The organism is Streptomyces sp. NPDC006872 (assembly GCF_040635845.1).
Taxonomy (GTDB): Bacteria; Actinomycetota; Actinomycetes; order Streptomycetales; family Streptomycetaceae; genus Streptomyces.
This window is the reverse complement of record NZ_JBEYIL010000023.1, coordinates 132,267-150,199: the sequence shown is the minus strand read 5'-3', so window position 1 is coordinate 150,199 and position 17,933 is coordinate 132,267. Positions and strand designations below refer to the sequence as shown.

The following is a 17,933-nucleotide window of genomic DNA, read 5'->3' as shown; positions in this document are numbered from 1 at the left end:
ACCACCCCCCATCGCCTGCGTACCTTCGCCCCCCCCACGGAGACCCAGCCATGCTGAACATCGCGGACACGCTCTACGACTGGTGCCTCGAAGCCCGCCCCTTCGCCCTGGCCACAGTGGTTCACGTCAGCGGCAGCGCGCCCCTGCCACCCGGCACCGCACTCGCCGTGAACGCGGGCGGCGACGTGGTCGGCAGCGTCTCCGGCGGCTGTGTGGAAGGTGCCGTCTACGAGCTGTGCACGCAGCTGCTGGCCGACGGCGGTGCCCCCGTCAGGGCCCGGTTCGGCTACTCCGACGACGACGCCTTCGCCGTCGGCCTGACCTGCGGCGGCGAGATCGACGTCCTGGTGCAGCGCGTGGACCCCTCCGGCCTGCCGCACCTCGTCACCGCCCTCGAAGAGGTGCGGCAAGGCCGGCCCGCAGCCGTGGTGCAGGTGGTGGACGGGCCGAAGGAGGTCATCGGCCGCACCCTGAGTGTCTTCGGCGGCGGCAGTGCGTACGACGGGACCCTGGGCGGCTCGCGCGAGGACCGGGTGGTGGCGGCGCAGGCCCGCGCGCTCCTTCGGGTGGGTCGCACCGGCCTGGCCGAGGTCGGCGGGGACGCCGACACCTGCCCGCAGCGGCTGACCCTGCTCGTCCACACCGGCGCACCGCGTCCCCGCATGCTGATCTTCGGCGCCGTCGACTTCGCCGCCGCCCTCAGCCGGGCCGGACGCTTCCTCGGCTACCGGGTCACCGTGTGCGACGCCCGCCGAGTCTTCGCTCAGCGCGGCCGTTTCCCCGAAGCGGACGAAGTCGTCGTCGAGTGGCCCCACCGCTACCTGGAGCGCACCGAGACCGACCGGCGCACAGCCGTCTGCGTCCTCACCCACGACCTCAAGTTCGACGTTCCGCTGCTGCGCCACGCACTCGGCCTGCGCGTCGGCTACGTCGGCGCCATGGGTTCCCGCCGCACCCACGAGCAGCGCATGGGCGCGCTGCGCGAGGCCGGGGTGTCCGCGGACCGCCTCGCACGCCTGCACTCCCCGATCGGCCTGGATCTCGGCGCCCGCACCCCCGAGGAGACAGCCGTCTCCATCACCGCCGAGATCATCGCCCACACCAACGCCGGCACCGGGCTGCCCCTGTCACAGGGCACCGGCCCGATCCACCACCGGGCCCGCTCGCCACGACGGCGCCTGCCCCAGACCACCCACCCCTCATGAACCACCTCGGACAACGGAGCAACACCATGCACCTCACGAAGAAGCCCACCAGAAGTCTGGTTCTCGCCGCCGCGGCCCTCGTGGCAGCCACAGTTCTCCCCGCCGCCACCGCCCAGGCCGCCCCTTCCCCCACCCCCAGCGGCCACTACACCGGAACCCTCGCAGACGGAGCCACCTGGATCGCCGACGTCCCGGCGAAGTGGAACGGCACCGTTCTTCTCTACAGCCACGGCTTCGGCCACCTCGAACCCCGCAACGCGCCCAACGGCTCCAACCAGGCCCTCCTCGACGCGGGCTACGCGCTCGTCGGCTCCTCATACAACCCGAACGGCCCGCTGTGGGCGCTCAACGACGCCGAGCGCGATCAGTTCGCCACGCTTAAGGCGTTCCACCGCACGGTCGGTCAGTCCGACCGAGTCATCTCCGTCGGCCAGTCCATGGGCGGTCTGATCAACTCCCAAATAGCCCGGGACGGCGCCGGACGGATCGACGGCGCTCTCAACGTCTGCGGTCTCGTCGGTGGAGGAGTCGACCTGGCCAACTACCAGCTCGACGGGCAGTACACCATCGCCACCCTGCTGGACCCCGACGGCGACTACGACCTGGTCGGCTTCGACAGTTCCCAGGAGCAGGCCGAGGTCGCCCGCCGGCTCGGCGACGCGGTCGCCGCGGCCCAGCAGACGCCGCAGGGCCGCGCCCGGCTCGCCCTCGCCGCCGCCTACCTCAACCTTCCCGGCTGGGCCGAGGACAAGGACCCGGCGGCCACCACCGCGCCGGCCGACTACCTTCCCGAGATGGTTCCGTTCCTGGAGAACGCCCGCTACCAGATCGAGCGGTCGGCCGGCGGCAACCCGTCCTGGAACGCCGGGGTCGACTACGCCGCGCTGCTCCGTCAGTCGGACCACGCCGACGAGGTGCGCAAGGCCTACCGGGCCGCGGGGCTCGACCTCCGTAAGGATCTGACCACTCTCACCCGAGGCGCGGACATCAAGGCGGACCCGGCCGCGGCGGCCCACCTGAAGAGGACCTCGACCAACGGCCAGAACCTCGCCGTCCCCCTGCTCGACATCCACAACACCGTCGACGAGGTGGTGCCCGCCGAGCACGAGACCGTGTTCCGCGCCCGCGTCAGCGCGGCGGGAGACGGCGCGCTGCTGCGGCAGGCGTACGTCGACCGGGCGGGGCACTGCAACTTCACCCCCGCCGAGATCGTGGCGGGCGTCAATACGGTCGACGAGCGGGTTTCGACGGGCCGCTGGGGAGCGACAGCGACCACCGCGGCGCTCCAGAGCAGCGCGGAGGCCCTGAACCTGCCGGGCGGCGCCAACTTCGTCGACCACCGACCCGGCCCGCTGGTCGGGGTACGCTCCGGGGCCGCGCACTAGCGTCGGACTGCCCGGTCGCCCGTCCGCCCGGACGGGCGACCGGGCAGCATCACGACGAAGGTGACTCCGCCTCCTCCGGCGGGACCGTCGACGGCCCGTCGTCGTTCGCCGCCGTGTTCGCGGTGTGCTCCTGCCCCAAGAGGTCGAGGAGGACGAGCGCATCGTGTTCCGGAGTGCCGGGCTCGGCGAAGAACAGGAACACACGGTGGCCGGGGGCACCCTCCAACTGCAGGGCCTGGAACCCGAGGCTGAGGTCGCCGACCTCCGGGTGATGGAAGTTCTTACGCCGACTGGAGGGCCCCTTCACGTCGTAGCGCTCCCAGTGACGGGCGAACTCCGGGCTCCGAAGCAGAAGTTCGCCGACGAGCCGGGCCAGGTCGGGGGCGTCGGGATCCGCGCCGGCCGTGGCGTGCAGGTGGGCGATGCAGCCGCGGATCTGGGTGTCCCAGTCGTCGAAGAGGTGACGTGCGGCAGGGTGCAGGAAGAGGTAGCGGGCATAGTTGCGCTGCTCCTTGGGCCAGTCTTCGATCCCGGGGAACAGGCGCAGCCCGGCCGGGTTCCAGGCGAGCAGGTCATGGGCTCGGCTGACCACGGCCGCGGGGTTGGGCCGCATGCTCTCCAGCAGCATGAGGGCCCCAGGAGACACCGTCCGGCTGGGTCCGGCCTGGGCTCTCCCCTCTGGTGGGGTTCCGGGCGCGGTCCGGGCGGCGCGAGCGACCAGGCTGTGCAGGTGCTCTCGCTCGTCGTCCTCCAGGAGCAGGGCGCGGGCCAGGGCATCGACCACGGACGGGCTGGGCCGGGTCTCCTTGCCGCGCTCCAGGCGGGCGTAGTAGTCGATGCTGACTCCGGCCAGGGTGGCCAGCTCCTCCCGGCGCAGGCCCGGCGTGCGGCGCAGGCCTGTACCAGGGGGCAGGCCGACGTCCTTTGGGGTCACCTGGGCGCGCCGGGCCCGGAGGAAGCGCCCCAGCTCAGTGCCGCCGCCGCTCTGCTGCTCACTCGTCATGTCGTCCAGTCTGGCAACGCCGTGATCTGCGGGGCAGGCCCGTTGGGGTGCCCTGTCACAGCACGGAACGCCGCACCCCGGCGCGCTCGTCCCGCGTGTCCTTGTCGAGGATGGTCACCGCGTCGTGCTCAGGGCTGTCGGGTGGGGCGAAATAGGTGATCAGACGGTCGCCGGGCGTGCCTTCCAACTGCGAGGACTGGAAGACGAGGGTGAGCGCACCGCTGTCCGGATGCTGGAACGTCTTGTTCCCGTGGGAGTACGCCCGCACGTCGTAGTCCTCCCAGAGACGGGCGAAGTCTGTGCTCGTCACGAGGAGCTCGTCGACGAGGGGGGCGAGGCCGGGAGTGTCCGGGCTGGTCACGGCCAGGGCGCGCAGACAGCCGGCGCAGGCATGGATCTCCGCGCTCCAGTCGGCGAGCAGGTCGCGAGCTGCGGGGTGGAGAAAGACGTAGCGTGCGATGTTTCGCCGCTCGGCCGGCCACTCCTCCAGCCCGGAGAACAGGCGCAGCCCGGCCGGGTTGGAGGCGATCACGTCCAAGGTGCTGTTGATCACGTACGCGGGGTGGGGCCGCAGGTTCTCCAGCAGCAGCGTGATCTCGGGCCCCACGGTCCGGGTGGAGACGGCTGCAGATCCCTCCTCCGGGGCAGGTCCGGGTGTGGCCCGGGCGGCGCACGCGACGAGCTCCCGCAGGTGCCCGTGCTCGTCCGCGTTCAGCTGGAGGGCGTGGGCCAGGGCGTCGATGACTGACGGACTCGGGTGGCACTCGGTGCCGCGCTCGAGGCGGGCGTAGTAGTCGATGCTGACCCCGGCCAGGGTGGCCACCTCCTCCCGGCGCAGGCCCGGCGTGCGGCGCAGACCTGCGCCGACCGTGAGGCCGACCTTCGCCGGTGTCACCCGGGCTCGGAGGGCGCGCAGGAAAGATCCGAGTTCGCTGCTGCTCCGCCGCTGAGACGTCATACCGCCATTGTGGCAGGTGGGGTGCTTTCCGATCCCGGTCAGCAGACGGACGGTCCACTTCGCCGAGCTGCCGGTCGGACGTGGGACGCCCTGCCACACCACTGAACGGTTCTCCCCGGCACAGCACGCCCTGTCGCGTGGTGGGCCGGGCGGCGACGCTGTATCGGTAGAGGAGCGAGGACCCTGGCAAGGGGCCCGCTGCGTTGCCGCGACCAGCGGAAGCGCACTTCTCCGGGGCCCGCACCCCTGTCCCCCGCGTTTCCAGCGCGTCCGACGAAGGACGAAGGTGAATTCATTGATCCACCCAGACCGTGAGGGGGACTCGACCGCATCCGGACGCGGTGACCGCCCGACGCTCACCTTCGACGCCATCGGCACGCGCTGGAGTATCGAAACGGACACCCCCCTCGACGCGGACCTGCGAAAACGGCTGCACGAGCGCATCGAGGACTTCGACTCCGTCTACTCCCGCTTCCGCCCCAGCTCCCTCGTCTCCCGTATCGCCACCACCCCCGCCGGGGGCCGGTTCACCTTCCCCGAGGACAGCCGCGCCCTGTTCGACCTCTACGACCGGCTCGCCGAACTCACCGACGGGGCCGTCGACCCACTCGTCGGCCGCGACCTCGAACTCCTCGGCTACGACAGCACATACAGCCTCACCCCCGCGCCCGGCTCGGTCCGTGAGCAGCACGCCCGCGCCCGGCCGTCGTGGAGCACCGACGTCGTCCGGGACGGCACCACGCTCCTCACTCGACGCCCCCTCGTGATCGATGTCGGGGCTGCCGGCAAGGGCTACCTGGTCGATCTCGTGGCCGCGCTGCTGCGCGCTGCAGGCACGGGTCGCTTCGTCGTCGACGCCGGCGGCGACCTGCGCCACAGCGGCGCGGACACGCCGCGTGTCGGACTGGAACACCCTCGCGACCCGCACCGGGTGATCGGCGTCGCCCGAGTGCACGAGCAGGCCCTGTGCGCCTCCGCCACCAATCGGCGTGTCTGGGGCACCGGACTGCATCATGTCCTCGACGGACGCACCGGGCTGCCGACAACCGACGTTGTCGCCACCTGGGTGATCGCCGACGACGCGGCCGTCGCCGACGCCGTCGCGACCGCCCTGTTCTTCACCCCACCCCACCAGTTGGCCACCGCCTACCGCTTCACCTGTGTCCGAGTCGGATCGGACGGGCGTGTCGAGGCCTCCGAGGCATTCGACGGCGAACTCTTCACCTGACCGGCGGACCGCGAGGGGCGGCCGTCACCACCCTCCGAACGCCGGGCCCGGGTAACTCGGGCACTCACTGATCAGGAGTGGGAGTCACTCGCTGCGCTGATACCGCGAGCGGTCACCGGCGTCCGCGCGTGGAGGACCGGCAGATCCAGGCCAGGGCCGACCCAGCCGGAGACATCGACTGGCGAGCAGGGAAGACGGCGGCACGGGCACAGCCGTCCTTCGGGATCGCAGCACGCAAGTCCACGTCCGACCGGAGCCGGTTGTCGACCGACGTGGGGCACCTGCGGCCTGAGCTTGCTCACGGGTCCTTGCGGCAGATGACGAAGTCGGGGAAGGCGTGTCGTCCGGGCTGGTCGCCGATCTCGTCGATCGCCTGGCGGATATCGCGCAATTGCCCCACGGACATCTGCAGCGGCGGTTCGTCCGGCTGGTAGGTGGTGAGGACCGGGTAGTCCACACCCGGCTCGTTGGTCATCTCAATGTGGCAGCCGAGAACATGGGTGACCGGTCGGGTGCCGGCGAACCCGATCAGACGGTCGACGGTCCTGCCGAAGGCTGCCCAGTCCTCCACATACAGCCGCCCGGGATACACCGTGTCGCCGGTGAGCAGGAATCCGGTGTGCGGGTCGTAGTACGTGACGGCTGCTTCATGGTGGCCGGGGGTGGCCAGACACTCCAGCACTCGGCCCCCGAGGTCGACCCGGGCCACCGTGCTCGGATCGCCGTCGAACCCGAAGTACGCCCAGGCACTGCTCAGATCCGCCCCCACGACCTCGGTGTCGGGGCGGTCGGTGAACTGGGCGTCGCCCGCGATGTGGTCACCGTGAGCGTGGGTGTGCAGGACGAGCAGCGAGTAGCCGTCCCGGGGATGCCCGCCCAGCCAACGCCCGATCAGGTCGTCGACAACCCGGCGCAGAGGGAAGAACTCGGCGGACGCAGTGGCCCCTGTATCGATCAGTACGACTCGGTCATTGCCGAACATCAGGAACAGGAACGGTGCCTCATAGTCGATCGCCATGTTCTGGCGCAGGATGAACGTGTGCTCATCGTAGGCGTGCACCTGGATGTCCGGATCGGTGTTGTGCTTCGCCGACGGCGATCCATGGATCCACTCGACGTCCAGCACGCGAGGTTCGGGAACATCGGACACGAAATTGACTTGCCGTGTGACTTCGCCCATGACATCTCCTGAGAGCGTCGTCTTGGCGGGCCGGGTACGGCGCACATCTCGTCCGGGGCAGGCGCTCGGGCGCCTCCGAACGCATGATAATGCGCGGACGGGCTGATCAACCGTGAACTGGCGAATCCACACGATCACCGACCAGTGGGCGATCCTGTTCTTGCGCGAGGAAGGCCACGATGTCGGCCACGTCTTTCCACTGCCCGACCCGGCCATCCGGCCTGCCAGCCACACTGAGCGGCAAGATCACGATCGACAGCTGGAGCTAGGCCTGTCGCGAGGCGAGTTCGACGACGGTGATGTCGGACGGGGCGCCCACCCGCACCGGTGGTCCCCAGGCTCCGGCACCGCGGCTGACGTAGAGCTGGGTGTCGCCGTAGCGCTCCAGGCCCGCGACCGTGGGATTGGCCAGTTCGGCAAGGTAGTTGCCGGGCCAGAGCTGGCCGCCGTGGGTGTGGCCCGAGAGCTGGAGATCCACGCCGTGGCGGACCGCGTCGTGGATGACCACGGGCTGATGGGCGAGAAGGACGGCGGCGCGGGAGCGGTCGCGGTCGCCGAGGGCCTTGGCGAAGTCCGGGCCCTTCCCTTCCCGCTCGCCTCGGACGTCATCGACACCCGCCAGGTCGAAGGCAGGCAGCTCCGTGCGCGCGTTCTCCAGGGGACGAAGCCCCAACTCCCTTACCTTCTCGACCCATTGCTCGGCGCCGGAGAGGTACTCGTGGTTGCCTGTGACGAAGAACGCGCCGTGCCGTGCGCGCATCTGCGCCAGCGGGGCAGCCGCCGGGCCCAGGTCCTCGACACTGCCGTCGACCAGGTCGCCCACCACCGCGATCAGGTCGGGCTGGGTCGCGTTGATGGTGTCGACGACCCGCTGGGCGAAACCGCGGCCCAGGACGGGACCCAGGTGGATGTCGCTGACTACGGCGATCCGGTATCCGTGCGCACTGCGGGGCAGTTTGGCCAGGGGGACGGTGACCCGCTTCACCTTCGGGCCGCGCAGCACGCCGTACGCGCCCTGGCCGACCGTGCCGACGGCGGCAGCCGCGGCGACGCCGCCCACGACGCGGGAGACGAACAGACGGCGGGAGGGGGAGGCGGGGGCGGAAGCCGGGGGCGGTCCGGACTCCGGAGCTAGCGGGTGCTCCGTCACGGCGGGAGGTCCCGGCGCGACGGCCGCGAGCTGAGGCGTCTGCTGGGACAGGGCGCCCACCTCCGCCGTCGTGTCCCGTCGTGCGAACCACCGCAGCAGCAGAGGTCGGACCGCCTCTCCTACGAGCAGGGCGAGCAGCAGATACAGCGAGAACGCCAGCCACAGGTATCCGGGCCAGGCCAGGATCTGTACCAGGCGGAACGGCACTTCGGCGCGGCTGATCATCAGGGCGCCCACCGCGATCAACGACCCGGCCACGAAGACGACGCTTCCCGATCGGCGCAGGACGGAGCCCTGCCGCGTCGTGTCGCGCACGAGGCGGCGCCACGCGTACCAGTGGAGTGCGCCGAACGCCGCCAGCACGGCGAGCCCGACGACTATGGAGATGATGACCACGGCAGAGCCGTCCTCTCTGTAGGACGCCAGACGTGTGACGTCGGAGACTTGATGGTTTCTGTTCAGTGAGTTCAGGACGCCGCGTCAAGAGGTCGAAAGACGGACCGGCGAGGTGGATCGTGCCGCGTCATTCGTGCAGCTCCGCCCCGGACAGGCGGACCTCCTCGATGTCGAGCAGTGCCTGCACCTGGCGCAGCACGGTGTCGTCGATGCGGCTCTTGTCGCGAAGGCTGACGACGGCGGCGCGTTTCCGGGCCAGGAGGGCGAGGCGTAGAGCGGTGTAGTCCTCCATGTGGCGCAGCACCACGGCGGGGTCGTCATCGTCGTCGGTGTCGCCCGCGCGGACGACACGCGCATAGGTCTCGTACTCGCGGCGCGTCCAGTCGACGACGTCCGGGTCGGTACCGAGGTCGGCGGCCACTTCCGGCAGCGCCTCGAGTGCCGCTTCGACGGCCGTGGTCTCCGCGAGCCGGCGTTCTTCCTCGACGGACGTGTCGTGGGGCAGCCGGGCCCAGCGGGCCACGCGCGGGAGCATCAGGCCCTGCACCACGAGCGTCACCATGATGACTCCGGAGGTCACGAAGACGATCACGTCACGGTCGGGGAACGGCGCACCCGAGTCGAGGGTCTCGGGCACCGACAGGGCCACAGCCAGCGACACCGCGCCCCGGAACCCGGCCACTGCGCCGAGCACCCGGGCCCGCTGGCCGACTCGGCGCAGGCGCTGTTGCGGACGGCGGTCCAGCAGACGGATCAGGTACGCGGCGGCGAACTGGAACGCGAAGCGCACGGCGACGAGCACCCCGGACACGGCCATGACCGTGATCACGGCGTGGGTGAGATCATCGCTGGTCAGGTCCCGGACGGCCGACTGCGCCTCCACCCCGACGAGGACGAACAGGACGCCGTTGAGCAGGAAGGTGGCCAGCGACCAGAACGTCTGCGCCTGATACCGCGTCGCCGCTCCCACCACGCGCGGACCCGCCTGACTCATGATCAGTCCCGCCGCCACGACGGCCAGGACGCCTGAGGCCTCGATCAGCTCGGCGAGGAGGAACGCGGTGAACGGGGTGAGGATCATGGCCACGTTCCCCAGGAGGGGATCGTCCAGGTGGCGGCGCACCTGGATGCCGAGCCACGCCGTCACCGCCCCGGCCGCCGCCCCGCCGATGTAGGCCAGCAGGAACAGCCACCCGACGCGCGGCCCGCTCAGATGCTCCTCGCCGACCGTGATGCCGACGGCGAGGCCGTAGACGACCAGGGCCGTGCCGTCGTTGATGAGGCTCTCGGCACGCAGCAGGGTGACTGCGCGGCGCGGCAGCATACGGGCGAGGACCCCGACCGTCGTGGCATCGGTCGGCGCGACGGCGGCGCCGAGCACCCATGCCGGTCCCCACGGCAGGCCCAGGGCGTGCGCGACGGCCGCCACGGCCCAGGCCGTGAGGACGACCAGCGCGGTGCTCATCAGCACGATGCCGCGCAGGTCCTGCCGGATGCCGCGCAGGGAGGTGGTCAGGCTCTCCCAGTACAGCAGCGCCGGGAGGAAGAGCAGCAGCATCGCCTCCGGCGGCAGGTGCACCTCGCGCAGCGCCGGGACGAAACCGATCAGCGCCCCCGCGACCAGCAGCAGGATGGGCGGGGCGACGCGCAGCCGTTCTCCCGCGACCTGGCACACGAGCACGGTCACGCACAGGACCACGACGAGTTCGAGACCGAGCAAGGAATTTCTCCGGGATGGACACGGGCGCTCAGCGCGGTACGAACCGGATCGTCGTAGGTACGGCGGACGCCTCGATCGCCGAGTCTGGCCGCTGGATTCGCCGGGTGGCAGACCGTGCTGTGCCAGGGAACCGTGTTCAGTGCCGTGACACGGCACCCCACGAAGCCGGGAGCGACGGCACACTGGTCACGCCGCGTGAGTGAGGACGCTGCGGCTGCGCCCTTCCTATCGTCCGGTCAGCGCGGCGAACGCTTCGTCCAGGAGGTCGACGAGGTCGAGTCGACCGTCGGAGGTGGTCCAGTGGTCGAGGGCGAGATTGAGACAGTCCAGCGCCGCCATGGCTTTGACCTCCACGGCCAGGGACAGCGTCCGTGGCGGATCGGTGCGCTCGGCGAGTGCCCCGGCCAGGGCGGGGCGCCAGCTGTTCTGCTTCTCCCGCTGCCGCGTGCACAAGGCGGGTGTGCCCATGACCAGGCGGGTCGTAGCGAGCGCTGCGGCCGGGTCGTGGTGGTAGGGCTCGATGACGGCGTCCAGCGCACGCCGTAGCGCCGTCCAGTCGTCCTCGTCGGCGGGCCGGGCGCGCAAGGCGTCGGCGACCTGTTCGCCCTGTGCTTCGACGGCGCCGAGGACGGCGTCCTCCTTGCTGCCGAAGTACCGCAGGAAGGTACTGCGTGACACCCCGGCCGCTGCGGCCAGGTCGTTGACGGTGACCTTGTCGAATCCGTCGCGGCGGAACAACTCGAAGGCCACCTGGGACAACTCGGCCCGTACGGCGGCTCGTGCGATGTCTCGCGTGCTTGTTCGCGCTCCTTCAGTCACCTCGTGATCCTACCTCTCTCTCGAACCTGACTCGCAGGGATGAACTACAGTCTCTAGTGTGACACCGAGTTTCAGAAACCATCGAGTGATTCATATGTGGTGCTTCGATTCAGATTTCTGCGGCTGTAGCCATCCCGTGCGCCGGCAGGAGCCGGGAACCAGCAATGAGGGAGTGACATGAGAGGGCTGAAGGGCAAGCGGATCGTCATCGCCGGCGGAGCCACCGGCATCGGTGCCGCCACAGCGGAGCGGCTGGCCGACGAGGGCGCCTCGGTCGTCGTGGGGGACATCGATCCCGTGGGGGCGGAGGTCACCGCCCAGCGCATCACCGAGGCGGGCGGGACGGCGATCGCCGTGGAGTTCGACCTCGCGGACGAAGCCTCGATCCAGAACCTGGTCGACCGGGCCGCCGCTGAACTCGGCGGAGTCGACGGGCTGTACAACGTCGGTGCCGATCTCTCCGAGAACACGATGGGCCGCGACACCGACCTGCTGGAGATGGACCCGGCGGTCTGGCGGCGCACCCACGACGTGAATCTGCTCGGCTACGCCCTCACCTGCCGTGCGGTCCTCCCGCACCTGCTCGGCCAGGGCGGCGGCGTGATCGTGAACACCTCCTCCGGTGCTGCCTGGGGCGGCGAGCCCACCCGCCCGGCGTACGCCGCCTCCAAGGCCGGGATCAACGCGCTGACCCGCCATATCGCCTCGCGCTGGGGCAAGGAGGGCGTCCGCTGCAACGTTGTCGCGCCGGGTCTGGTCATCGGTGAGACCCAGCAGAGGCAGGACGACCAGCAGATGCAGGCGCTGGCGTTGCAGTACGCCCGCAGTCCGCGCCTGGGCGAACCCGCCGATCTGGCCGGTGCCGTCGCGTTCCTCTTCTCCGACGACGCGGCCTGGATCAGCGGCCAGGCCTGGTCGATCGACGGAGGCATGAGCCTGCGCGGGTGAGACCGCAGCTCCGAGCGGCCTCCAACAAATCTGCTCCTGCGATCGATTCCCATCAAAACGTCCCTTTTGAAACGGAGACATCCCCATGACCAAGACCCTCGGACTCATCGGTGCCGGCAACATCGGAAGCGCACTCGCCCGCTTGGCCGTCGCCGCCGGCCTGAACGTCGTCCTGAGCAACTCCCGCGGTCCGGAGAGCCTGGCCGACCTGGTCGCCGCACTCGGCCCGCAGGCACGAGCGGCCACGCCCGCCGAGGCCGCCGACGCCGGCGAGCTGGTGGTGGCGACCATCCCGCTGAGCGCCTATGGCCGGCTTCCTTCCGCCGCCCTGTCAGGCAAGACGGTCATCGACACCATGAACCACCTCCCGGAGTACTTCGGCCCCATCGCCGAGCTGGCCGAGGGCGAGCTGACCTCCAGCGAGCTGGTCCAGCGGCACCTGACCGGCTCCCGCGTCGTCAAGGCCTTCAACAACGTCGACTCCGTGCGCCTCTCCGCCCTGGCCCGGCCGGCCGGAGCCCCGGACCGCAGCGCGCTGCCCCTCGCGGGTGACGACATAGAGGCCAAGGCGGAGGCATCGGCCCTGCTGGACGTCCTCGGCTACGACGCGGTGGACATCGGCGCCCTCGCCGACAGCTGGCGCAGCGAACCGGGCACCCCCGTCTACGTGCAGCCGTACTTCCCGGCACAGCCCACCCAGGAGATGAGCCAGGAGGAGGCGTACCGCTGGTACCTGGAGACCCCGGGAGTCGCGGTCCCCGCCGACCGGGTCAGGGAACTGGCCGACGCGGCCGTAGGTACAGCCCCTGGCCGGGCCTGAACGCCGACAGACCGTTCCAGGGCAGACACGTCACCTCGGAGATACTCCATGAACAGATCGTCCATACTGATTGTCGGCGCCGGTGCCACGGGACTTCCCGTCGGCTACCACCTGGCCCGGGCCGGCACGGACGTCACCTTCCTCGTCCGTGCCGGACGGAAATCCGCGCTCGACTCCCCGCAGCAGCTCTACTGCTACGACGACGCCTCATTGAAAGTCTTCGCTGACTACAGCGTCGTGGAGAACACCGCCGAACTGGCCGAGAAGAGCTTCCAGTTCGTGCTCGTCACGCTCGACGGACACGCCAGCCGCACCGAAGAAGGCACCGCGACGCTACGCGCCCTCGGCGACGCGATCCGCATGTCCGACGCGCACGTCGTCATGAGCGCCTTCGGCATGGGCATCCGTGACCACTACCTGGACGTCCTCGGCATCGCCGCGGACCGCTTGACCCACGGGTTCCTCGGCATGCTCGCCCATCAGGCGAGGGCAGGCCTGCCCGTGCACGCACCGACGGACCCGGCAAAGGTCGCCAGGGCGAACGTCGCCTACAAGCACCCTGCGAACAACGTCGGCTTCCGCATCGACAGCGGCAATGCCACCGCCGCCAAGGAATTCGCCGCCCTCTACAACCGGTCCGGCCTCTCACGCTGCGCTCTCATCAGCAGAGGCCTCGACGACATCTTCTCCGACGCGGGCTCCCCCGTGTACATGGCAGGGGCGATCGCGGGCTGGCCCGGATTCGCCGGCCTCGTGGCGGACAAAGAGCTCTGGCGGCTGGCCTGTCGCGCCCAGGCCGAGATCATGGCGCTCCCGAAGAACGGCCTGCGGGGCAGGCTGATGGCCCGCTTCATGGGGCCGCGCACCACCGCGAAGGTGCACCTCAAGATGGAGCGGGACATGCTGCCGCTGGACTACCAGGCCTTCAACCGCTTTCACCACGGCGGCAAGGTGCACGCACAGGACGTCGAGGGACTGCGCGCGTGTCTCGACGAGGGCCGGCGCCACGGCAGGCCGATGACAGCGCTCGCCTCCTTGTTGGAGCGGCTGGCGGCGCACAAAGCAGCGGGCCAACCCATCTGACGCCGTTCGGCAGGACATCTGCCGTACCACCATCGCGGTACGACAGGTGTCCGCGGTGGGGCGACGCCCCTGAGCTGCCGAAAGGCGAGGGTTGAGCCCTAAGCACTTTCGCCATCGGAGGTAGGAACATGATCGAGGTCAACAACCTCACCAAGAGGTACGGCGAGAAACTCGCGGTCGACTCCCTGAGCTTCTCCGTGCGACCGGGCATCGTGACCGGCTTCCTCGGCCCCAACGGGGCAGGGAAGTCGACGACCATGCGGATGATCATGGGCCTTGACCGGCCGACGTCCGGCACGGTCACGGTCAACGGGCGGCCACACGCGCGGCACGCGGCGCCGCTGCACGAGATCGGTGCGCTGCTGGAGGCGAAGGCAGTGCACCCGGGGCGTTCGGCGTTCCACCACCTGCGGGCCCTGGCGGCGAGCAACGGCATCGGGACGAAGCGGGTGCTGGAGGTCATCGACCTGGTCGGCCTGAAGGACGTGGCCCACAAGCGGGCCGGTGCGTTCTCGCTCGGCATGGGGCAGCGGCTGGGCATCGCCACGGCCCTCCTCGGCGACCCGAAGACGATCATCCTGGACGAGCCGGTCAACGGCCTGGACCCGGAGGGCGTGCTGTGGATCCGCAACCTGCTCAAGGGGCTGGCGGAGCAGGGGCGTACCGTCCTGGTCTCCTCGCATCTGATGAGCGAGATGGCGGTCACGGCCGAGGACCTGATCGTGATCGGGCGAGGCCGCCTGCTGTCGGCCGGTCCGATCGCCGAATTCATCGCCCGGTCGTCGCATCGCAGCGTGCGGGTGCATTCGCCCCAGGCGGCGCGCCTGCGCGAACTGCTGGCCGGTGACGGGGTCACGGTCAGCAGTTCCGAGGCCGGCGTGCTCGACGTCGAAGGGCTGGACGCGCCCGAGATCGGAGATCGGGCGGCCGACGCCGGGCTGACCCTGCACTACCTAGCGCCCAAGGAGGCCTCGCTGGAGGAGGCGTTCATGGAGATCACGCAGGACTCCGTCGAGTACCACGCCGGCTCGGTCGACGCTCCGCTCGCCACGCAAGGAAGGACAACCCGATGAGTACCGCAGGCAACGCCACGTTCACCCGGACAGCGGGTTCCCGGGTCACCCTGCCGCGCGTCGCGCGCATGGAGTGGATCAAATTCTGGTCGCTGCGGTCCACCTTCTACACCCTCGCCATCGCGGCGCTGGTCACGGTGGGCCTCGGCCTAGTGTCCTCCATGGTCGTGGAGGGCGACGGCGGGAACGGCCCGGCTTTGGACGACCCGACGTGGAACAGCCTCTACGGGGTCACGATGGCCGCGCTGGCCACTGCGGTGGTCGGAGTGCTCATGGCCACCAGCGAGTACGCCACCGGCACCATCCGCTCCACGCTGTCGGCGGTACCGGCCCGCCTGCCGGTGCTGTGGGCCAAGGTGGCGGTCTTCACCGCGGGCAGCTTCCTGTTCACGTTCGCCGCCGCCTTGACGTCGTTCCTGGCCGGCCAGGCGATCCTGTCGGCACGCGGTCTCGACGGCGCCTCGCTGTCCGACCCCGGCGCCTTCCGGGCGGTCGTCGGCGCGGCTGTCTACCTGACCGGCGCCGGGTTGATCGGGCTGGCGGTGGGCAGCATGCTGCGCAACACCGCCGGTGCGATCACAGCGGTGGTCGGCGCACTGTTCCTGGCACCGAGCGTGCTGCGGCTGCTGCCCGGGAGCGTCAGCGACGCCATCTCTCCGTACGCGCCGATGAACGCCGCGCAGTCGTTCATCACGGAGCAGAACCTCGGCAGCGACGCCCTGTCGCCGTGGGCCGGGCTCCTGGTCTTCGTCTGCTACCTCGTGGCCCTTTTGACGGGCGCTGCGGCCCTGCTCAAGCGGCGCGATGCGTGACCCGGACGACGAGGCCGTGCCGCCCGGTGCCGTGAGGCGCTTGGGCGGCACGGCCGCGCCCCACTCTGAGACCGTCATGAGCACGGCGTCCCTGCGGCGGGTGATCCAATCTCGCCCAGGCCTGTTCGACGCCGTCCTCGCGGCGGCGATCGCGGGTGTGGCCACGGTGCTGGACACGCTGGGCGAGTCCGGGCGGAGCCCGTCGGCCCTCGATGTCCTCGCCGCCGGCCTGACCTTCGTCCTGCTGTTCGCCTGCCGCCGGGCGCCCCTGACCGTGCTGGTGTTCACCCTGCTCGGCGCCGTGGTCTCGATCGTGGCCGCGCCCACGACCGCGCATCTGCTGGAGACCACGGCGATGATCGCGCTCTACACGGTCACCGTCCGGGCTCCGCGGTGGCCCGCGATCATCGCGACCGTCACCACGGCCGCTGCCCTGTATGCCGCCAACGCCTATGACGCGGGCTCGGTCATCAACGGGGAGATCTTCGGGGTGGTCGCCTTCGTCGGGATGGCAGCGGCCATCGGCTTCAGCGTGCGCACCTGGCGCAACTACGTCGCGGCGGCCGAGGAACGGGCCGAGCGCGCCGAAGCGACCCTGGAGGAGGAGGCCCGCCGCCGGGTCGCCGAGGAGCGGCTGCGCATCGCCCGGGAACTCCACGACGTGATCGCCCACCACATCGCGTTGATCAACGTCCAGGCCGGTGTCGCCAGCCACCTCGCGCGCACCCAGCCCGACAAGATCGAGATTGCCCTCGGTCACATCCACGAGGCGGGCAGCGCGGTGCTCGACGAACTCGGCCAACTGCTTTACGTACTGCGCCAGGCCGACGACGAGACGATGCCGACCGAACCCCTTCCCGGGCTGTCCCGGCTGGGGCAGCTCCTCGAATCGTTCACGGCGGCCGGTCTGGGCATCCGCCATCAGGTCGTCGGAGAACCCCGGCCGTTGCCGACCGCCACCGACCTCGCCGCCTACCGGATCATCCAGGAGGGGCTGACGAACGCCCACAAGCACGGGCGCGAGCCCGGTGCCCTGCTCCTCCTGGACTACTGGCCGGACGCGCTGGACATCACCATCTGCAACCCGCTCCGCGTTGCCCCGGCCGTAGCCGTCGGCACCGGGCACGGCCTCACCGGCATGCGCGAACGCGCCCAGGCGACGGGCGGCACCCTGTCCGCCGGGCCGGATCCCGACGGCACCTTCCGCCTCCACGCACGGCTCCTGCTGCCCGACCACTAGAAGATCCGGCAGGAGCCGGTACCGCGTCCGCCCCCGCCGCCGAAAGGGAACCCACCATGACCATCCGCGTCCTGGTCGCCGACGACCAGCCGGTGATCCGCGCCGGATTCCGCATGCTCATCGATGCGGAGCCCGACCTGGAAGTGGTCGGCGAGGCCGGTAACGGCCGCGAGGCCGTCACCCTGGCCCGTGACGCCCGACCCGATGTCATCCTCATGGACATCCGCATGCCCGAGATGGACGGCCTCGAAGCCACCCGCACGATCGGCGCGGACAAGGACCTGGCCGCCCTGAAGGTGCTGATCCTGACCACCTTCGAGGCCGACGAGTACGTCTTCGAGGCCCTGAGCGGCGGCGCCAGCGGGTTTCTCGGCAAGGGCGTCCAGCCGGTCACCCTCCTCGATGGCATCCGCACCGTGGCCCAGGGCGAGGCACTGCTGTCGCCGAAGGCCACCAAGGCGCTCATCGCCCGCTACCTGATCCAGCCCGGGCCCTCACCGCGCACCACCCCGCCGGGAATGGAACGTCTCACCGAACGAGAACGCGAGGTCCTGGGCCTGGTCGCGGCAGGCCTGTCCAACGACGACATCGCGCAGCGCCTCCACCTGTCGCCGCACACCGCCAAGACCCACGTCAACCGCATCATGACCAAGCTGCACGCACGCGACCGCGCGCAACTCGTCGTCATCGCCTATCGGACGGGCTTCGCTCGCGCATAGGTTTCTGTCCTCCACCGTCTTCAGCAGGCACATGGGCAGGATGCCGGCCAAGCGGACTGAGGTTTGGTCACGGGAAACACGACGGCGGTCGCTCGCGGGCCGGGCCGCAGTGGTACAGCGGAACCGTCGCCGAGCGCCTACGTCGGGGAGATCGCGCAGGTTGGTGTGATAGCGGGAGATGCGAACGCCGTCCT

16 protein-coding genes and 1 riboswitch are annotated in these 17,933 nt (G+C 70.3%); of the genes, 10 read left to right on the top strand and 6 right to left on the bottom strand.

All coding sequences use genetic code 11. The annotated features are described in order from the left end of the window. Window positions 1-50: 50 nt before the first annotated feature. Together ABZ725_RS45155 and ABZ725_RS45150 are read left to right on the top strand one after the other, a co-directional pair. Window positions 51-1,205: an XdhC/CoxI family protein gene (locus ABZ725_RS45155; RefSeq protein ID WP_358808182.1), complete on the top strand. Its 1,155-nt coding sequence runs from the start codon at window positions 51-53 to the stop codon at window positions 1,203-1,205. Window positions 1,206-1,231: 26 nt separating this feature from the next. Then, on the top strand, window positions 1,232-2,590 hold the full coding sequence (locus ABZ725_RS45150; protein WP_358808181.1) for an alpha/beta hydrolase: 1,359 nt from the start codon (window positions 1,232-1,234) through the stop codon (window positions 2,588-2,590). Window positions 2,591-2,639: 49 nt separating this feature from the next. Here ABZ725_RS45150 and ABZ725_RS45145 read toward each other — a convergent pair whose 3' ends face one another. After that, window positions 2,640-3,593 carry a helix-turn-helix transcriptional regulator gene (locus ABZ725_RS45145; RefSeq protein WP_358808180.1) on the bottom strand — a complete coding sequence of 318 codons (954 nt, stop codon included), beginning with the start codon at window positions 3,591-3,593 and terminating at the stop codon, window positions 2,640-2,642. Between the two features lie 55 nt (window positions 3,594-3,648). After that, window positions 3,649-4,551 carry a helix-turn-helix transcriptional regulator gene (locus tag ABZ725_RS45140; protein WP_358808179.1) on the bottom strand — a complete coding sequence of 301 codons (903 nt, stop codon included), beginning with the start codon at window positions 4,549-4,551 and terminating at the stop codon, window positions 3,649-3,651. Between the two features lie 295 nt (window positions 4,552-4,846). On the opposite strand from ABZ725_RS45140, the gene ABZ725_RS45135 reads away from it, so the two are divergent. After that, window positions 4,847-5,779 (top strand): FAD:protein FMN transferase, encoded by a 933-nt coding sequence (locus tag ABZ725_RS45135; protein ID WP_358808178.1) that lies wholly within the window; start codon window positions 4,847-4,849, stop codon window positions 5,777-5,779. Between the two features lie 298 nt (window positions 5,780-6,077). Here ABZ725_RS45135 and ABZ725_RS45130 read toward each other — a convergent pair whose 3' ends face one another. The 4 genes from ABZ725_RS45130 to ABZ725_RS45115 form a co-directional block, all read right to left on the bottom strand. Beyond that, on the bottom strand, window positions 6,078-6,959 hold the full coding sequence (locus ABZ725_RS45130) for an MBL fold metallo-hydrolase (protein WP_358808177.1): 882 nt from the start codon (window positions 6,957-6,959) through the stop codon (window positions 6,078-6,080). Window positions 6,960-6,970: 11 nt separating this feature from the next. Next, a riboswitch (guanidine-III (ykkC-III) riboswitch) is annotated at window positions 6,971-7,038 on the bottom strand. 186 nt (window positions 7,039-7,224) lie between these two features. Further along, window positions 7,225-8,505 carry a metallophosphoesterase gene (locus tag ABZ725_RS45125; RefSeq protein WP_358808176.1) on the bottom strand — a complete coding sequence of 427 codons (1,281 nt, stop codon included), beginning with the start codon at window positions 8,503-8,505 and terminating at the stop codon, window positions 7,225-7,227. Window positions 8,506-8,632: 127 nt separating this feature from the next. Then, entirely contained in the window at window positions 8,633-10,225 is a 1,593-nt protein-coding gene (locus tag ABZ725_RS45120) for a Na+/H+ antiporter (protein ID WP_358808175.1), read from the bottom strand. A gap of 225 nt (window positions 10,226-10,450) precedes the next feature. After that, window positions 10,451-11,044 carry a TetR family transcriptional regulator gene (locus ABZ725_RS45115; protein ID WP_358808174.1) on the bottom strand — a complete coding sequence of 198 codons (594 nt, stop codon included), beginning with the start codon at window positions 11,042-11,044 and terminating at the stop codon, window positions 10,451-10,453. Window positions 11,045-11,221: 177 nt separating this feature from the next. On the opposite strand from ABZ725_RS45115, the gene ABZ725_RS45110 reads away from it, so the two are divergent. From ABZ725_RS45110 to ABZ725_RS45080, 7 genes are all read left to right on the top strand, one after another. Further along, complete coding sequence (locus ABZ725_RS45110; RefSeq protein WP_358808173.1) at window positions 11,222-11,992, top strand: SDR family oxidoreductase; 771 nt, start codon at window positions 11,222-11,224, stop codon at window positions 11,990-11,992. Window positions 11,993-12,077: 85 nt separating this feature from the next. Next, on the top strand, window positions 12,078-12,812 hold the full coding sequence (locus ABZ725_RS45105) for an NAD(P)-binding domain-containing protein (RefSeq protein WP_358808172.1): 735 nt from the start codon (window positions 12,078-12,080) through the stop codon (window positions 12,810-12,812). A gap of 48 nt (window positions 12,813-12,860) precedes the next feature. Continuing rightward, window positions 12,861-13,895, top strand: a complete 1,035-nt coding sequence (locus tag ABZ725_RS45100) for a 2-dehydropantoate 2-reductase N-terminal domain-containing protein (protein WP_358808171.1) — start codon at window positions 12,861-12,863, stop codon at window positions 13,893-13,895. A gap of 128 nt (window positions 13,896-14,023) precedes the next feature. Next, a complete protein-coding gene (locus tag ABZ725_RS45095) occupies window positions 14,024-14,968 on the top strand; it encodes an ATP-binding cassette domain-containing protein (RefSeq protein WP_358808170.1) in 945 nt (314 codons plus the stop codon). Beyond that, window positions 14,965-15,780: an ABC transporter permease gene (locus tag ABZ725_RS45090; protein WP_358808169.1), complete on the top strand. Its 816-nt coding sequence runs from the start codon at window positions 14,965-14,967 to the stop codon at window positions 15,778-15,780. The genes ABZ725_RS45095 and ABZ725_RS45090 overlap by 4 nt, the downstream gene beginning before the upstream one ends. A gap of 76 nt (window positions 15,781-15,856) precedes the next feature. Beyond that, a complete protein-coding gene (locus tag ABZ725_RS45085; RefSeq protein ID WP_358808168.1) occupies window positions 15,857-17,020 on the top strand; it encodes a histidine kinase in 1,164 nt (387 codons plus the stop codon). A gap of 56 nt (window positions 17,021-17,076) precedes the next feature. Next, window positions 17,077-17,739, top strand: a complete 663-nt coding sequence (locus ABZ725_RS45080) for a response regulator transcription factor (RefSeq protein ID WP_358808167.1) — start codon at window positions 17,077-17,079, stop codon at window positions 17,737-17,739. Window positions 17,740-17,933: the final 194 nt, after the last annotated feature.

What these genes read in the sequence shown, in the direction of transcription:
- ABZ725_RS45155 (WP_358808182.1), top strand. Translation starts at nt 51, where the DNA reads ATGCTGAACATCGCGGACACGCTCTACGACTGGTGCCTCGAAGCCCGC.
- ABZ725_RS45150 (WP_358808181.1), top strand. Translation starts at nt 1,232, where the DNA reads ATGCACCTCACGAAGAAGCCCACCAGAAGTCTGGTTCTCGCCGCCGCG.
- ABZ725_RS45145 (WP_358808180.1), bottom strand. Translation starts at nt 3,593, where the DNA reads ATGACGAGTGAGCAGCAGAGCGGCGGCGGCACTGAGCTGGGGCGCTTC.
- ABZ725_RS45140 (WP_358808179.1), bottom strand. Translation starts at nt 4,551, where the DNA reads ATGACGTCTCAGCGGCGGAGCAGCAGCGAACTCGGATCTTTCCTGCGC.
- ABZ725_RS45130 (WP_358808177.1), bottom strand. Translation starts at nt 6,959, where the DNA reads ATGGGCGAAGTCACACGGCAAGTCAATTTCGTGTCCGATGTTCCCGAA.
- ABZ725_RS45110 (WP_358808173.1), top strand. Translation starts at nt 11,222, where the DNA reads ATGAGAGGGCTGAAGGGCAAGCGGATCGTCATCGCCGGCGGAGCCACC.
- ABZ725_RS45105 (WP_358808172.1), top strand. Translation starts at nt 12,078, where the DNA reads ATGACCAAGACCCTCGGACTCATCGGTGCCGGCAACATCGGAAGCGCA.
- ABZ725_RS45100 (WP_358808171.1), top strand. Translation starts at nt 12,861, where the DNA reads ATGAACAGATCGTCCATACTGATTGTCGGCGCCGGTGCCACGGGACTT.
- ABZ725_RS45095 (WP_358808170.1), top strand. Translation starts at nt 14,024, where the DNA reads ATGATCGAGGTCAACAACCTCACCAAGAGGTACGGCGAGAAACTCGCG.
- ABZ725_RS45090 (WP_358808169.1), top strand. Translation starts at nt 14,965, where the DNA reads ATGAGTACCGCAGGCAACGCCACGTTCACCCGGACAGCGGGTTCCCGG.
- ABZ725_RS45085 (WP_358808168.1), top strand. Translation starts at nt 15,857, where the DNA reads ATGAGCACGGCGTCCCTGCGGCGGGTGATCCAATCTCGCCCAGGCCTG.
- ABZ725_RS45080 (WP_358808167.1), top strand. Translation starts at nt 17,077, where the DNA reads ATGACCATCCGCGTCCTGGTCGCCGACGACCAGCCGGTGATCCGCGCC.